The 16,501-nt window shown below is 44.0% G+C and carries 16 protein-coding genes; all 16 read left to right on the forward strand.

Annotation, left to right across the window (positions count from 1 at the left end):
- The first annotated feature begins 48 nt into the window (after positions 1–48).
- The 16 genes from ACQW03_RS13795 to ACQW03_RS13870 all read left to right on the forward strand — a co-directional run bounded on the left by ACQW03_RS13795 (position 49) and on the right by ACQW03_RS13870 (position 16,500).
- The gene (locus ACQW03_RS13795) at positions 49–2,766 is read left to right on the forward strand and encodes a stalk domain-containing protein (protein ID WP_441950189.1); all 2,718 of its coding nucleotides are present in this window, start codon (positions 49–51) and stop codon (positions 2,764–2,766) included.
- Positions 2,767–2,813: 47 nt separating this feature from the next.
- A complete protein-coding gene (locus ACQW03_RS13800; RefSeq protein ID WP_013312293.1) occupies positions 2,814–3,974 on the forward strand; it encodes a sensor histidine kinase in 1,161 nt (386 codons plus the stop codon).
- 4 nt (positions 3,975–3,978) lie between these two features.
- Entirely contained in the window at positions 3,979–4,701 is a 723-nt protein-coding gene (locus ACQW03_RS13805) for a response regulator (RefSeq protein ID WP_007432713.1), read from the forward strand.
- A 169-nt stretch (positions 4,702–4,870) separates the two neighbouring features.
- Positions 4,871–5,311 carry a hypothetical protein gene (locus tag ACQW03_RS13810; protein ID WP_025719114.1) on the forward strand — a complete coding sequence of 147 codons (441 nt, stop codon included), beginning with the start codon at positions 4,871–4,873 and terminating at the stop codon, positions 5,309–5,311.
- A 200-nt stretch (positions 5,312–5,511) separates the two neighbouring features.
- Positions 5,512–7,626, forward strand: coding sequence for a helicase-related protein (locus ACQW03_RS13815; RefSeq protein ID WP_441950192.1), 2,115 nt, complete (start codon positions 5,512–5,514; stop codon positions 7,624–7,626).
- A 47-nt stretch (positions 7,627–7,673) separates the two neighbouring features.
- The gene (locus ACQW03_RS13820) at positions 7,674–8,540 is read left to right on the forward strand and encodes a ComF family protein (RefSeq protein ID WP_441950194.1); all 867 of its coding nucleotides are present in this window, start codon (positions 7,674–7,676) and stop codon (positions 8,538–8,540) included.
- A 381-nt stretch (positions 8,541–8,921) separates the two neighbouring features.
- Positions 8,922–9,389: a LysM peptidoglycan-binding domain-containing protein gene (locus tag ACQW03_RS13825; protein ID WP_220026231.1), complete on the forward strand. Its 468-nt coding sequence runs from the start codon at positions 8,922–8,924 to the stop codon at positions 9,387–9,389.
- 746 nt (positions 9,390–10,135) lie between these two features.
- Positions 10,136–10,546, forward strand: a complete 411-nt coding sequence (locus ACQW03_RS13830) for a TIGR03826 family flagellar region protein (RefSeq protein ID WP_023990675.1) — start codon at positions 10,136–10,138, stop codon at positions 10,544–10,546.
- 196 nt (positions 10,547–10,742) lie between these two features.
- Entirely contained in the window at positions 10,743–11,018 is a 276-nt protein-coding gene (gene flgM / locus ACQW03_RS13835; protein WP_039271505.1) for a flagellar biosynthesis anti-sigma factor FlgM, read from the forward strand.
- A 10-nt stretch (positions 11,019–11,028) separates the two neighbouring features.
- Positions 11,029–11,529, forward strand: coding sequence for a flagellar protein FlgN (locus ACQW03_RS13840; protein WP_441950197.1), 501 nt, complete (start codon positions 11,029–11,031; stop codon positions 11,527–11,529).
- 15 nt (positions 11,530–11,544) lie between these two features.
- Positions 11,545–13,125, forward strand: a complete 1,581-nt coding sequence (flgK, locus tag ACQW03_RS13845) for a flagellar hook-associated protein FlgK (protein WP_441950199.1) — start codon at positions 11,545–11,547, stop codon at positions 13,123–13,125.
- Positions 13,126–13,149: 24 nt separating this feature from the next.
- A complete protein-coding gene (flgL, locus tag ACQW03_RS13850) occupies positions 13,150–14,058 on the forward strand; it encodes a flagellar hook-associated protein FlgL (protein WP_076294043.1) in 909 nt (302 codons plus the stop codon).
- Between the two features lie 83 nt (positions 14,059–14,141).
- Positions 14,142–14,588, forward strand: coding sequence for a flagellar assembly protein FliW (locus ACQW03_RS13855; protein WP_441950201.1), 447 nt, complete (start codon positions 14,142–14,144; stop codon positions 14,586–14,588).
- Positions 14,588–14,824 carry a carbon storage regulator CsrA gene (csrA, locus tag ACQW03_RS13860; protein ID WP_025719131.1) on the forward strand — a complete coding sequence of 79 codons (237 nt, stop codon included), beginning with the start codon at positions 14,588–14,590 and terminating at the stop codon, positions 14,822–14,824. The genes ACQW03_RS13855 and csrA overlap by 1 nt, the downstream gene beginning before the upstream one ends.
- Before the next feature lie 345 nt (positions 14,825–15,169).
- Positions 15,170–15,943 (forward strand): flagellin N-terminal helical domain-containing protein, encoded by a 774-nt coding sequence (locus ACQW03_RS13865; protein ID WP_104497781.1) that lies wholly within the window; start codon positions 15,170–15,172, stop codon positions 15,941–15,943.
- Between the two features lie 173 nt (positions 15,944–16,116).
- Complete coding sequence (locus tag ACQW03_RS13870; protein WP_441950204.1) at positions 16,117–16,500, forward strand: flagellar protein FlaG; 384 nt, start codon at positions 16,117–16,119, stop codon at positions 16,498–16,500.
- Position 16,501 lies beyond the last annotated feature (1 nt).

Genomic DNA, 16,501 nt, shown 5'->3' on the forward strand with positions numbered 1-16,501 from the left:
GCGGAACAAAACCGTTTGAATACATTGAAGATGGGAGCTATTATCCAAATGTTTTTAAGTAATAAGAAACAGAGTGAAGTGAAAGTGAATGGCAGAGGAATCGCTAAAAGATGGGCCGTGTTAACACTGGCAGGGGTATTATGGGTCGGTCCAGTTGCTGGAACTGGGGCTCTAATCCCCTTGAATGGTTGGATGTCTGCTCCAATTGCAAGTGCAGCCTCTGGTTCAACTGTCAAATTGGGCGAAGAGATCATTACTTCGGGTGCAACATTATTGAAATATCGTTTTAAAGGTTCCAAAGGAACAGCGCTAGCTGATATCATTCGAGTGGACTTGCAAAATCCGTACGTTAAGCTGGATGTCATGACGGGGAAGAATGGACAGTTTACGACCCGTCAGAGCACAGGTGGCATGGCAAAAGAGACCGGGGCGGTTGCTGGTGTAAACGGGGATTATTTTAATACCTCCAGCGAGGGAGCGCCGATCGGTGGACAAGTATCCAAGGGTGTGTTGATGTCTACTCCGTCTGATTTGACGGGTATGTATGCCTTTGCTGTAACCAAGGATGGTTCTCCGATGGTGGAGCAGTTTACTTTTGAAGGTACAGTGAAAGCTGGAGATGGGTCGTCCTTCTCTTTGGCGGGGATGAACAAGGCTTCGTATTCCCCTGAGACGAGTGGGGGCAACTATAGTCACTCTAATGCTATGTATATATATACATCTGCTTGGAAAGCAATTGAGCGCCCCAAAAACAGTTCGACAACGCCCACCGAGATATTGGTACAAAATGGTGTAGTTACACAAGTCTCCGACAATGCTACGTTGAATATGACCGTTCCGCAGGATGGCTATATTTTACGTACTCATGGTAAAGCTGCTGATTATGCCAAAGCGCATCTGACCGTGGGACAAACCGTAGAAACGAGCTATCATCTTCGTGTTAAATCGACAGGGAGTGAAGTAGATCCTTCTAACCTTCAAATGATGATTGGTGGACATACCATATTAGTAAATGACGGTCAGAAAACCTCTTTTTCTCGAAGCACAACAAGCATAGGCGGGACGCGTGCGCGTACAGCTCTGGGATATTCTCGTGACAAGCGTTACGCTTATGTCATAGCTGTTGAGAAGAATGGGAACAGCGTTGGTGTATCCCTGAGCGAGCTGCAAACGCTGATGAAGGATATTGGCGTCTGGAAGGGGATGAACCTTGACGGGGGCGGCTCTACCACCATGGTGACCCGTGATTTGGGAGATACGACAGCGGGGCTTACGTTCAATACAGAATATGGTACAGAGCAACGTAGTATTGTAAATGGAGTAGGGGTATATACCAATGCTCCTAAAGGAACGCTCAAAGGCTTCACCATCAAGGGCAATAAAACGCTGCTGATTGGACAGACCGGAAGCTATTCCTTCAAAGGGTATGACAACTACTACAATCCATTTGATACCTCGAAAGTACAAGTGACGTGGAAATCCAGCAATCCGGCTGTTGTATCAGTGAGCGGCGGCGTTGTAAAGGGAGCCAAACCAGGAACGGCTACTTTAACGGCATCCAGTGGCTCAGCCAGCGCTACAACCAAGGTCACGGTGCTTGGAGCAGATGAAATTTCATCACTTACCGCAGGCACTGGAACTGGCTCGCTTACCGCTGGAGCTAAAATCGCTGTACCGGTAACGGCAAAGACAAAAGATGGACAGAGTGTCAGCATTACGTCAGATGCGCTCAAATGGGAGTTCATCGGCTTTAAGGGAAGTGTCAAGGACAATCAGCTTACAGTAAATACGGTGGATGCAGGTGTGAAAACGGGCTATGCCATCGGTCGCTATGATGGTTTCAGCGCTGTCGTCTTCCTGTCTGCTGGCGGAGCAAGTACAAACAACTGGGAGAACTTCGAAAATGTTTCGTATCCGGTTGATTTTACTTCGAATGTGGAAGGTGTTACCGGCACAGCGGCTGTTGTACAAGGAGATGGCGACCATGCCAATTCCAAAGTGCTAGAGCTGAACTACGATATGACGAACGGCAGCGGTAAAATGTATGCTTACGCTCAATTGAACGGCACATCTGGGAAAACGCTTGAACAGGCGGCTACTTCCATCTCGATTGATGTCAGAGGGGATAAGAGTCTGAACTGGCTGCGTGCAGAGCTAGAGGATGCTCAAGGCAAAACAGCATATATTGATCTCGCTAAAGTGATCGACTGGAACGGCTGGAAAACCATTAATGCAGATATGAGCGGTTTGAATATTTCGTATCCTGCGAAGCTGAAGCGTCTTTATGTGGTCAATGTGGCAGAGGGTCAGGACGAGCGCGCTAAAACAGGCAAGGTTGCTTTTGATAATATTTCTTTTAATACACCGGGAACGGTCGGTACAGAAGGACTCAAAAAAGGAACAGCTCAAATGACGATCGGGCAAAAATCAATGACGGTGAACGGAACGCCGACCACGATTGATGCCGCTCCGATGACTCGCGATGGTTCAACGTATGTTCCGATCAAGTATGTACTGGACGCATTTGGTGGACAAGCCAAATGGAATGCGGGCGATCAGCGGATCACCATTATGCGCGGCGGTGTACTGATGGATTTGACCGTAGGGAAAAAAGAAGTTGTTCTGAACGGGAAGCGTCAAAGCACTGATGTTGCACCCGTTGTGCTAGGAAGTAGGACTTTAGTCCCATTAAGACTCGTGTCTGAGCAGTTAGGAATGACTGTAAAATGGGAACAGGAAACGAAGACCATCACCCTTCAGTCATGATATGGTATGATATATACTTGAAATGCTAGGATTGGAGTAGAACATTTGTGGACTTTCAAGCCGATATCATAGACCGAGTCATTAAAAATGCCATCCAGGTGATGGAGAACAGCAAATATCAGATGTTCGAAATATTGGACACGGCCCGGACCGAGCTGGTCACGTTAAATCAGGAGCTCCAGAGCGTCTTGAAGGAAACGGCAGAAACGATCGAAAAGGTGGACCAGCTGGAAATGAACTATCGGCGGTCCCGCATTCGTTTGACTGAGGTCAGCCGTGACTTCGTGCGCTATTCGGAAGAGGATATCAAGCAGGCTTATGAGAAGGCAACACAGCTTCAACTCGATGTGATGATTTTCCGTGAGAAGGAAATGTATCTCAAAGCCAGAAGAGATGATCTTCAAAAGCGGGCCAAAAGTGTCGAGGCTTCTGTCGAGCGCGCCGAAACCATCGGTTCGCAGATGGGGGTCGTGCTAGAATATTTGTCGGGCGAATTGGGACAAGTGACGCGGATCATCGAATCGGCCAAAAATCGGCAGTTTATTGGTCTGAAAATTATTTTAGCTCAGGAAGAGGAGCGCAAGCGCATATCCCGTGAAATTCACGATGGACCTGCGCAGCTCCTTGCGCATCTAGTGCTTAGGACGGAAATTGTGGAAAGAATGATCGCCAAGCAGGAATTTAAGATGGTTCAGGACGAAATAGTAGACTTGAAGAAACAGGTTCGCTCCAGTCTTGAGGAAATGCGAAAGGTCATTTTCAATTTGCGTCCTATGGCCCTGGATGACCTGGGACTTATTCCGACGCTCCGGAAATATGTGCAGGATTTTGAAGAAAAAACAAAGATTAGATCGCTTTTTGAAACAAGGGGCAAGGAACACCGTCTCTCTTCCGCGATGGAAGCAGCCATTTACCGTCTGATCCAGGAAGCTTTGACCAACGCTGCCAAGCATGCTTATCCTACCTATGTGCTTGTTGAGATTACCTATCAGGCGCAGCTTGTAAAAATCGTGGTGCAGGATAATGGTTTGGGCTTCAAGCCAGAGCTTTTTCAGCAAAAAAGCAAAGATCATGGGCATTTTGGTCTGATTGGTATGCGGGAAAGGGTTGAACTGCTCGAGGGGAGAATGGAGATCGAATCAGCTGAGAATCAAGGCACCAAGATAGTGATTCATATCCCAACCAACGTGGAAAAGGGAAAGGAGTAACAACATGGAAAATCAGGAAATTAGTAATGCACCCATTAAAGTTCTCTTAGCGGACGATCATCAGTTGTTCCGTGAAGGACTTAAACGTATTTTGAATATGGAGGACGACATTGAGGTCATCGGAGAATGTGGCGACGGCATTCAAGTGTTGGAATTCTGTAACGTAGAGAAACCGGATATTGTTCTGATGGACATTAATATGCCAATTGAAAATGGTGTAGAGGCAACTGAAAAACTGCGTGAGATGTTCCCGGATGTCAAAGTTATCATTTTATCCATTCATGATGATGAAAGCTATGTATTCGAGACGTTGCGCAAGGGAGCCAATGGTTATTTGTTAAAAGATATGGAGGCCGAGTCTCTCATTAATGCAATTCGTTCGGTTCATGAAGGATATGCGTTTATCCATCCGAAGGTAACGGGTAAACTCATTCAGCAGCTTCGCCGGATGACCTACTTGAACGAAACAGGGGCTATGGCTGAAGGTCATACGAAGGAAGCCGGCGTGAAGTTTGTCGCAGGTGAAAATAATCCATTGACCCGCCGTGAAGCTGAAGTGCTGCGTCTGATGGCTGAAGGTAAGAGCAACAAGATGATCGGTGAATATTTATTCATTAGTGAGAAAACGGTCAAAAACCATGTCAGCAGCATTCTGCAGAAAATGGAGGTTGATGACCGTACACAAGCAGTTATTAACTCAATCAAATATGGATGGGTTACGCTGTAAAGTGTAGTTTTTCTATGCATTAGACGATGCAGCTGCTAATAGATATGAATGCTGTACCGCCTTTCTTTTGGAGCGATATGTCCGCTCATACGGAAACCCAGTACATAACCGTGACACCTCTTCCTGTTATACGGCATATATTGTCGCTATAGGAGGAGGTGGAACCCTCGTGACGGCTCACTTGGTTTGGATATTGCTTATATATGGTGTGGGAGCCGCAGTCGTTCATCTTATGTATATACGACAGGCGGTTCAGGCTTATCACAATGGTGAAGATTCACGCGCAATATCTCCGGGTCATCGTGCGACTCGCTATATTGTGATTACGTCCAATGACGGAGATCGTGTGGAATGGGTGATGCGTTCGCTGAACATACTTGCCTGGCTACACCGGAGGCCGCTACATGTGACAGTACTGGATGATGAATCTATGGACGATACGCTACCGATTCTGACACGGTTAGTGCGCTATAGTCATATGGATGTTTCAGTCATTTCAAGTCGTTTTTCACCGGGGAATCCGGTCTTACCGAAGTCAGGCGGTGAAAAGCAGGTTGTTATTGATCTTAGAACGGTCAAGTCGTTGGCGGACGCCCCACTTGTTCCTTAGCGACAGGGGATTGTGGACATCGTGGTCAAAATCGGATATAAATGTTTATAAACAGTTGCATAGGCAAGACGACAGGGATTTCGTTGAGATCTACTTGATGTGAAGCACACTTCAGGCTATTAGCCATAGGAGTGTGCTTTTTTGCTGTTCTCTGGGGTGACAAGAACCGCAAAAATTATGAATGGGAGGAGAAGGGGAAGGTGAAAATTGCAGTATATGCAGTGAGTTATAAAGGGAATTGGACTCTCCGATTATCTGTGGATATTCGAGTAGATATGACATGGTGGATGAATCAAGATGAGGGGCAAGAGAATGTTGTCGAAAGATGGGTGTTATTAGGAGATGAGCTTCCCTTGTCCTGGGGAACAAAGCTGTGCGAAACATTTAAGGAATTAGCAGATATGGAGCGATGGGGAAAACGGCAGTGGTGGGCTTATATTCTCGCTCAGCTAAAAAGTGAGCTGGCTCCTGAGCCTTTCGATGGAGAACGGATTTTATCTAGAGGAGTAGAAAATATATGCATTTGGGATGGTGGACAAGGGTGGACTTCTCGCACAGAAAGTAGGAATGAGGGACGAGAAACAAACGGAGGTTTACGTTCTATTCAAAAAAGGAGCCTCGTCACGGGAATTGATGGATTGGAAAGGGAGTGTTTAACACGACAAGCGAATGAGCTGGTTAATTTGCTGTCAGGCCGCCAGTTACTCGTCCCGGAAGCCGAAGCGCTACTGGCAGAGGCAGCGCCAGGTTTGGAGCGTACTTGGCGATCCGCTGCACAGCTTGCATATCTGCAAGGCCGACTCAGCTTCTCTGCCGGCCTCGCTCCAGCACCACGCACGCGCTGGTCTGCCGCGCGTACGCATGGACTCCGCTGCAACCGTTGTGGCAGCGGGATAGTGCACCGCACGAGCTGTGCATCGTGCGGACGTAAGGCGTGCGCTTACTGCGAGACATGCCTCGCGCTGGGGCGCAGCCGTGAATGCTCGCTGCTGCTGCGCGGTGCAGCGAAACCCGCCCTGCCACACACAGCAGGCACAGCCCCGGCGAGGGAACTCGACCGCTGGGGGCTGAGCCCTGCACAGCGTGCCGCCGCGGAAGCGGCGTTGCGCTTTTTGGCCGCACCGCACGGCGAAGTGCGGGGACGTTTTCGCCCGGAAGGCGGTGGGCTCCGGGCGTTGTTCCGGCGCGACATGGTTGCGTGCCGGGGATCAGATGCTGCCTCTTCGCAGGGCAGCAACCTTGCCCACAGCAGGCAGTCTTCGCAGAAACCTGGCGAAGATGCAAGGTATAGCGCTGATCGGCAAGGGCACGGTACTACGGTAGAACGTTTTCTGCTCTGGGCTGTAACAGGCGCAGGCAAGACGGAAATGATGTTTCCGCTCTTGCAATATGTGTTGGACCATGGAGGAACGGCACTTGTGGCAACACCACGCCGTGATGTAGTACTGGAGTTAGCCCCTCGTTTGGCCATTGCTTTTCCCGATGTGAGTATGGTGACGCTCTATGGGGGAAGCGCAGAACGCTGGCAAAGGGGACAGCTTACACTGGCAACGACACATCAGCTATTGCGTTATCGTCAAGCCTTTGATTTGGTTGTGATTGACGAGATTGACGCGTTCCCTTATCACAATGATCCTATGCTTGCTTTTGCTGCACGAGCAGTATGTAAGCCAAAGGGCAAGTTTATCTATTTGTCTGCTACACCACCGCATGCTTTACAGAAAGAGGCTGCACGCGGTTTACTGCCACACGCCAAGGTTCCCGTTCGTTTTCATCGTCATCCCCTACCTGTCCCATTTCGCCTGGGGACTGCTTCAGTGCAACATTGGCTGCAAAAAGGTCGGCTTCCCGCATCCTTTATTCAACGCCTACGCGTATCCATACAACGTGGAGCACAGGTTTTCCTGTTTGTGACACGAATCTCACATATTCAGGGACTTGTGGAGCTGCTGATTAAACAATTGCCTGATGTAACTATTGCTGGAACCTCCTCACAGGATGAAGAAAGGACCGCTAAAGTGCGCTTATTTCGAGCTACTGAAATACGAGTTCTGGTCACAACGACTATTTTGGAGCGAGGGGTGACTGTTCCACGGAGTGATGTGTATGTGTTAGACGCGGACAGCAGTCTTTTTGATGAAGCCTCTCTTGTCCAAATGGCTGGTCGCGCGGGAAGGTCCAAGGATGATCCGTGTGGAGGTGTTATTTTTACATCGCCCCAATGGACTCGAGGCCAAAAGAGAGCGATTAGACAAATTAAACGAATGAATGCACTGGCTCGGAAAAAAGGATACCTGAAGGAGTTGAAGCACTAAATGTATTAAATAAAAAAAGTTTTTTTGGAAATGTGAAACCTGAAACAATGTCAGTACGTAAACTACCAAGAAAGGTGCATTCTGGTATGGGGATGATTCCAAGAACCCGTCTATTTTTGAATTGGTTATTCCAACGTCAGTCCCAAACATGTATCGCTTGCGGCACTTTCACAGGACGTTTTTCTGAATTCTCTGGGATATGTACTTCTTGTTCGCTTCAAATTCCTTGGGTTTACAACATTCGTTGTGTTCATTGCGGACGTCCGACGTTTTGCCCGGATTGCGTAAAATTTGACCGATTAGAACGTTACTTTGTATGCAATCGGAGTGCAACCAGCTATACGCCGATGATGAGAGAATGGATTGGACAGTTCAAATATCGCGGGAATGAAAAGTATGGTTCCTTGCTGGGTGAGATCATGAATCGAGCCTATCAGGCGATGAGGTGTGAGTTTGCAAGTCTTAAACATTCTCGTTTCAAGCGATCTTTGTGGAGTGTGGATGTAGTGACCTGTGTCCCAGTAAGTGAGAAAAGGCTGACAGAGCGAGGCTTCAATCAGGCTCGGATATTGGCAGAAGAGATCGCTAGGCGGAATAAGCTCCCCTTCCTATCATTACTTTCTCGTCCACAAGATACAGGCAAACAAAGCTTTAAATCAAAAAAGGAACGCATGAACACAATGAATAATGCGTTTTCTGTCGACCCCAACATGACAAATTTGATGAAGTCTTTTATTTTAAAAGCTGAATCTCAATGTGTTACGAAGGGTAAGCTTTTCGTTACCGTTTTGCTTGTAGATGATATTTATACAACGGGGAGCACATTGCAGGCGTGTGCACGTGTATTGAGAGAAAAGGCATTAGAGCAAGGAATACATTTGACTATTTTTTGCCTGACTTTAGCCAGATCATAAGTCCAATCTCCAGTATTTCTCATGATTATTTTGCTTGAAACTATGAAAAAAGGGTATAATCCCCTTAATGGAAGAATTAGATGATAGAGCAGAAGCCATTTAAACCATACAATCAGCAGGATTTGACAACGAGCTAGAGAGAGGTATATAATAAAAATATAGAGACAAACAAAAAGTAAGGAAGTGAGGGATGAAAACAGAATATTTCAATTTAGAGGTTGATTTTTTTGGAAAATAGGAGTACAATTTCTATCTGTTGATAGCTAACATGATTGGTAATAAGTGATTAGCTAATGACTAAAGAGCGGACATTGGGAGTGTCTCGCTCAGTAGTAAAGCAGTTAATTAAAATTTAAAGCTAAAAAGAGGAGAGAAAAAATCATGAAAAACGTAATGAAAAAAGTAGCAGTATCTAGCATGTTGGCAGTTAGTTTAGGTGCAGTATCTTTGTTGAGTCCACTTGCAACAGGTCAAGTAATGGCAAAATCGAACACAGAAAGCAACAGAGACCAAGCTGAAGAACAACTGATCATTCAACAACAAGAAGCAGCACAAAAAGCATTTGAAGCAAAACTTTTTGGAACTGAAACTACTGAAAATGCAGCAACTACAACACCAGCTCAACCAGCTACTGAGAACAACAATCAAGCAACAACCACAAAACCAGCAACGACTACAACTGAAACACCAGCAACTGTAAATACAATCACTGTAAATGTTCAAGAGGGCGACACATTGGCTTCTATTGCTGAAAAATACGGTGTAACTGTTGAAGAACTGGTTAAAATCAACAACCTGGTTAAAGCAGGTCAAGAATTGCAAGTACCGCAAGCAAACACAAATAAATAATTATCATTATAAATGAATAATGAAGTGTGTTTTTTAAACCAAGCGTTTGACTATAGTATACGGGAAGGCCTCTATTAAAACAATGCTTTTTTGAATAATTATTTGTGAAATAGCTTGTTTTTTTGGGCTGCAAATTTCCGTTGGTGCATCTAGCTTGATTTCAGATAGGTTATAAGTTGAGATGATGTTAGGTCCATGAGATTTATGAATACCCACACTCCATGTGCGGAGCATTCGTATGGGCGCCGTTCCCCCGGATTTACAGGCTTTCTTGATGTCATTCGGGGCACAGGTGAACATGAATTCTTCTGAGGATTGTTTCGCCCGGTTTTTCCCTCATCTTGATATTTAATTTCTACATTTACTCATATTCATATATAGCTATTTTAATTATATAATGAAGCGCTATTCCCGAAAATAACTGGAATGGCGCTTATTTTATTTCTATTCTAAAGTATGGAGCAATGTTTGACGATAAATAGACACATGCAATAGGCTGAGCTATTAGCTTTCATAGGCTTTCTTTATTTTTATGTCATTGCATATTGATGTATATAGATGTAGAGAAACTTTTGCTGATGGATCATTCTCTCTTATTCTTTTACTATGATAACTTTTAAGATGTGCAATTGTGTAAAATCCGAAAATCTTTTTTGAAATATTTGCTAGACGAGGCTCTTCATTATAAGTTAATGTAAGGATAAAAGTAATTAAAGATCGGAAATTGGAAAGGGGCGCTACAGAGGATGAACTTGGATAACTGTCCTCGCTGTGGAAAGCTGTTTATTAAGAACGTCAGGGGAATCTGTCAGAACTGTATTAAAGAAATTGAATTTGAATACGAACGCTGTGTCAAACATATACGTGAAAATAAGGGCATTCATATGCATGAGCTTTCAGAGGCTACTGAGGTATCCGTAAAGCAAATCACGACATTTATACGTGAGGGACGTATTTCCATTGCTAATGCGCCCAATATGACGTATCCTTGCGAGGTATGCGGGATACCGATTCGTGAAGGGCATATGTGCGATTCTTGTCGAACACGTCTGACTAAAGACCTGCATCAGGCTGTACGCGAAAGTAGTAATCAGGATCAAAGTAATAATATGGGCTCAGGTACCTACAGCGCGATTGATAAACTTCGTGGAAAGTAGTACAGGGGAATTAAAAACGCATTCAGCTATTCAAAAAGTTTCAAATACCGCCGATAATCTTTATAGAGCTTATCGGTTTTTTTATTTTTAGCAACCATGCACAAAATAAAGAAGTAAGGCATAATACGAACCATGTTCGACGCTATGTCGTCTGATACATTCTGACCATATCAAATAACTAAGGAAGGTGGAAGTTATGAAAATTAACGAGACCAACCGCATCGGAGCTATTAATCCATATCAACGCAATATTGAAACAGGACGTCAAGAGGAGCTTAAGAAGTCCCGCCGTAAGGACGAGGTTTCGATTTCTCCAGAAGCAATGGAAATGCTGAACCGCAGCAGTGATGCAGACCGTGTTAAGAAAATTCAGGAGCTTAAGCAGCAAGTAGCTTCTGGTACCTATCGTGTGGATGCCGATAAAATTGCAGAGAAGCTGTTACCTTACTTCAAGCAGTCTTCTGAAAGCTAGGTGAAGGAATATGCCTTTAGATCGATTGATTGATGTGCTAGAGCAACTTAGAGAGGCTCACGAGCAGTTGATTGCATTAGGAAATCAAAAAAAAGAAGCACTGATATCAAATAAGGTAGATCAGCTCATTCTAGTCATGAACCAGGAATCGAAGATGTCCAGACACATTGAACAGCTGGATGAGCGACGCCTGCAGGCAGCATATGAATTTTTGCAGGAACGTGGTATTAAGTCCAAGTTGAATCTCAATATTACGGAGTTGTCTCGTCTTGTGTTTGATGTAGAAGACAAGCAGCGCCTCCTTCAAATTCAAAAAAATCTAGCGGATACGCTTGTAGAATTGAAAAAATTAAATGAGTTGAATCAACAGCTTATACAACAGGCGCTTTCCTATATTGATTTTTCTATTGAGAGTATGTCATATTATGCGGAATCTGAAGCGGTTTATCAGCGTCCAGCTGACAAAAGCACCTCTACTGTACGAGCGGGACTATTTGATACACGCGCCTAATTGAAGGAGGAAAACATGGTCTCAACATTTCATGGTATAGAAACTGCGAAAAGAAGCTTAAACACACAAACGGCGGCACTTAATACAACCGGACACAATATCTCAAATGCCAACACAGCGGGTTACTCCAGACAAGTGGTTAGTATGAAGGCCTCGGACTCTATGGAAGCCTACGGTTTGAATCGTTCCGTTGTACGAGGTCAAATGGGTACAGGGGTTGAATTCACTGCTATTGAGCGCGTCCGTCAGACGTTTCTGGACGATCAGTATCGTAATGAAAGTTCTTCTCAAGGTGGATGGGACATTCGCTATGACACACTGAACAAGCTGGAGACCATTATGAATGAACCTTCGGATACAGGTATCCGTAAGGTCATGGATAATTTCTGGGATGCATGGTCCGATCTGAGCCAAGATCCTCAGGATGTCACGAATCGCAAAATTGTAAAAGAGACTACACTTGCTCTGACAGATGCAATGAACCAGGCTAGCAAGCAATTGGATGCACTCAGTTCTGATTTGACTAATAACGTTACATTAAAAACAAGCGAGATGAATTCGTTATTGCAGTCTGTAGCGGACTTGAATGGTAATATTTACAAGTTAGAACAACTTGGGGATAATCCGAATGACTTGCGTGATCAGCGGGATTATGCAGTTGATAAGTTGTCCAAGCTTGCGAATGTGCAGGTAACTCAGCTGGATAACGGTTATCAGGTAACGGTGGCAGGACAGATAGCTGTAGCAGGCACAGAGGTAACTGCTATTACGGCGGCTGGCCTTGAGGCTGCATATCAAGGTGGAGCGTTAACTGGTGGCGAAGTGTACGGTATGATTTTATCTAGAGATAAATATGTAGCAGATTACAAAACCCAAATGGACCAGTTAGCTAATACTTTGGCAAATGGTGATATTGAAATTACTTTACCCGCAGGTACAGTTCTACCTGAGGGAACGGTACTGAATTCAGGTGTCAACAATGCAGCAGTGACTTACTCGAATGCGAATAACAACAGAACCTTGACCGCGGATTTGAAAGTAACCGTACAAGGAATTAATGGACTCCATCAATTGGGATACACACTCAGTGGCACAACTCCAGAAAAGGGAGGAGTGTTTTTCACCTCGAAAGATGGAGCTGCTATTACAGCCGGTAACATTACGCTGAATAAGGATATTCAAGATGATCCCAATAAAATTGCCAGTTCTTTGCGTGTAGATGGAACGGGAACAGCTAATGAAAAGGTAACTGTAGGTAACAATGCTTTGGCATTGTCTATGGCGAGCCTGAAAAATGTGAAGTTTGGTTTTAATACAACTCAAGCGCAAACTACCACTGTAGATGACTTCTTCAGTGCAATTGTTGGGCAATTAGGTGTCCAAACTCAGGAAGCAGAGCGACAATCGCAGAATGCGCAGCTGTTGACTGAGCAAGTGGACTTGAACCGCCAATCCGTCAGCGGGGTGTCACTGGATGAAGAAATGTCGAACATGATCAAGTTTCAACATGCTTACAGTGCAGCTTCCCGGTTCATGACAACTTTTGATCAACTGTTGGACAAACTGATTAATGGTACAGGCCGCGTAGGTCTCTAGTATAATGAGAAGGTGGAGTAAGCCATGCCAATTCGAGTGACTTCAGGGATGACCAGTATGCAACTGCTCAGTAACCTGAATCGAAATAATAATAATATGGGTAAAATGGAGAATCAGATTTCGACTGGTCGTAAGTTGAATAAACCTTCAGATGATCCAGTAGGGGTAACTTATGCGCTACGTTACAGAGCTGAGTTAGCTTCTAATGAACAATACAAGACAAACTCAGATGCGGCTGTTAGCTGGTTAGATTTCACTGATACAACCATGCAACAAGCCAGTGATGTAATGAAGCGTCTTAAAGAGCTGACAGTACAGGCTTCAAGTGAAACACTACCTCAATCCGGCTTGGATTCGATTAAGCTAGAAGTTGATCAGCTAAAAGAACAAATGATGAATATTGGTAACAGCCAGCTTCGTGGGAAGTATGTTTTTAATGGACAAAATTATGATCAGGCGCCGTATCAGCTTTCTGCTACAGTAACAAGTTATGATCAGATCAATCCGGATCAAGCCGCTGTCAGCTATGCAGTTGGAGACCAAGATGCATTTCGGGTAAATACATCCGGTAGCGATTTTTTTGGGAAATCGACAGATGCTGATAATGTTTTTAAGGTCATGGATGCTATATCTTCTGCACTAAGCAGCGGAAATAGTACAGCAATATCGAGTCAGCTTTCAAGTATTGAATCCCGCTTTACTAAAATGCAGACCAGTTTGTCTGAAGTGGGCGCACGTACGAATCGGGTTGAACTGATACAATCCCGTTTGGAAGAGCGGAATTTGAATTTGACGACACTTCAAGCTAAAACGGAAGATGCGGATGTTGCTAGTCTGATGATTCAAGCTACCTCTGCCCAAACCATTTATGAAGCCGCCCTGAAATCATCAGCTAAAATCATGCAGCCATCCCTGATGGACTTTATGAGCTGATTTTTATCTTTGACATTTATAATTTGAAGCTATGGACGAGTGGTCCGTAGCTTTTTTGTTACTATATATAGGAGGGATTACTTATGACCCCAGAACAGAAATTAGATGAAGAGAACCAAGATAAAAATACTAGTCTTTATGTGTTTCCGAAAGGAATACCAGGATTTGAACAACTTCGGGAATTTCAGCTACAGGAGCATAATGAATTATTTAGTCTTTTCAGTGCAGTAGAGCAGCCAGCTACTATTTTTATTACTGTAAATCCATTTGATTTCTTTAAAGATTATGAATTTGAGTTATCTGATGATGCTCTAGAGGATATTGGGATTACAAGTCAGGAACAGATATCAGTACGATGTATTTGTACATGGAACAGTGATCAATCCAAAACAACAGTTAATTTGCTTGCGCCTTTAATTTTTAACATTGAACAGCAGACGGGAAAACAAATTGTTTTGCAAAATACGAACTATACAATTAAGCATCCCTTGTGGAATGAAATAGAGTCCAGCAAAGGCGGTGAGTCCTAATGCTGGTATTAACACGTAAAAAGGGTGAATCCATTGTAATTCAGAATGATATCGTCATAACAGTTCTTTCTGTTGAAGGAGATACTGTGAAAATCGGTATTTCTGCCCCTAAGGATATCGATATTTACCGAAAAGAAGTCTTTGATGCTATTCAGCAAAATAATCAAATTGCTGTTATGGATTCGAATGCTATTCAAAATGCAATGTTGGAAATGGATAAGAGAAAGTCTGATTAAACAATAATAGTAGTACACTTTCATAAATAAAGGCCGACACGAGTAAAGTGTCGGCCTTTATTTATGTTTATTCATCTGGGTGATTGTTTGATGGCTCAAGTCAGGTGTGGACAGGTCGGATTTGGGCAAGGTCATCATTATAGAGATTTTGACTTTTAATCGAAATAACCGAGTCGTAGACTTCTAAGAAAATATTTTTTTAAAAAAATCTGGAATGCTATAAACAATTATAGCTTAAGGGTCGATATATAGTTTAGAGCGGTAATTCTTCAGGGCGGCCGACCTGTGAAGACGCTTATACCACAAGGATGTGGGAATCAAACCATTTCAGGGAGGAAATTTAAAATGATTATCAATCACAACTTACCTGCAGTAAATACACACCGTAACATGCAATTGAACAACACGGCAGCAAGCAAAAACATGGAAAAACTGTCTTCGGGTCTGCGCATCAACCGTGCTGCTGACGATGCTGCTGGTCTCTCCATCTCCGAGAAAATGCGCGGTCAAATCCGTGGTCTGGAACAAGCACAACGTAACGTTCAAGATGGTATCTCTTTCGCACAAACAGCTGAAGGTGCAATGAACGAAGTATCCTCTATGTTGACTCGTATGAAAGAACTGACTGTTCAAGGATCTAATGATACTTACAGTGCTGGCGATAAATCCAACATCAAAGCAGAGCTTGGTCAATTGGGTAGTCAAATTGACGCAATTCTGTCCAACACTAAATTCAACGGTATTGCAATTTCCGGCGGAGCAGGTGTGAAAATTCAAGCTGACGATGACAAATTTACCATTACTATTAAAGGTATTAGCTCCACTGGTTTCAGAGGTCTTACATCGGCCGTAACACTTAAAAGTGCAACTACAGCAATTGAAGCAGTTGCTAAGCAACGTGCGAACCTGGGTGCTATGCAAAACCGTCTGGAATACACTTCCAATAACTTGGGCACAACTGTAGAAAACCTGACAGCTTCCGAATCTCGTATTCGTGATACTGACATGGCAAAAGAAATGGTTGCTCTGTCCAAAAACAACATTTTGCTGCAAGCTTCGCAATCTATGTTGTCACAAGCGAACTCCGCGCCACAAGGCGTACTGTCGTTGCTTCGTTAATTTTAAACGACAGCCGTTACAAAAAAAAGATCCTGCTTCTCGCAGGATCTTTTTTTGTTTTTATTTTAGTTTTTTCATAAATATTTGCACTCATTTACCGATATATAATGTATTAGTATTTCAAATACAGAACGGTTTTATTGTGTCTAAGAACTATTAATGGAGGTTATTCTATGGACTCGATGATATCCCCTGGTAGTGGAAATCTGTTGCCGATTCAGCCATCAGCAGGAATAAAACGTGAAGCCCCTTCGGATGCCGAAACCAATTATGCTGATACACAAGATGGCGTCCAAACAACCAATAGAGTTGGTAATGCGCAGAAACAGCCGACACATGAGGAAGCAGTTTTGGAGCTTCAGAAAGTAATTGATGCTATTCAAGGCCCACAGAAGACATTCGAGATCTCTGTGCATGAAAAGACACATGCAATCATGATAAAAGTGATGAATAAGGAAACTGGCGATCTGATTCGTGAGGTACCTCCCGAGAAAATTCTGGATATAGCGGCTAGAATGATGGAAATTGCAGGAATCATTATCGATAAAAAAGTATAGG

The sequence above is a fragment of the Paenibacillus sp. DRB1-1 genome, from assembly GCF_052119485.1.
Lineage (GTDB): Bacteria > Bacillota > Bacilli > Paenibacillales > Paenibacillaceae > Paenibacillus > Paenibacillus polymyxa_B.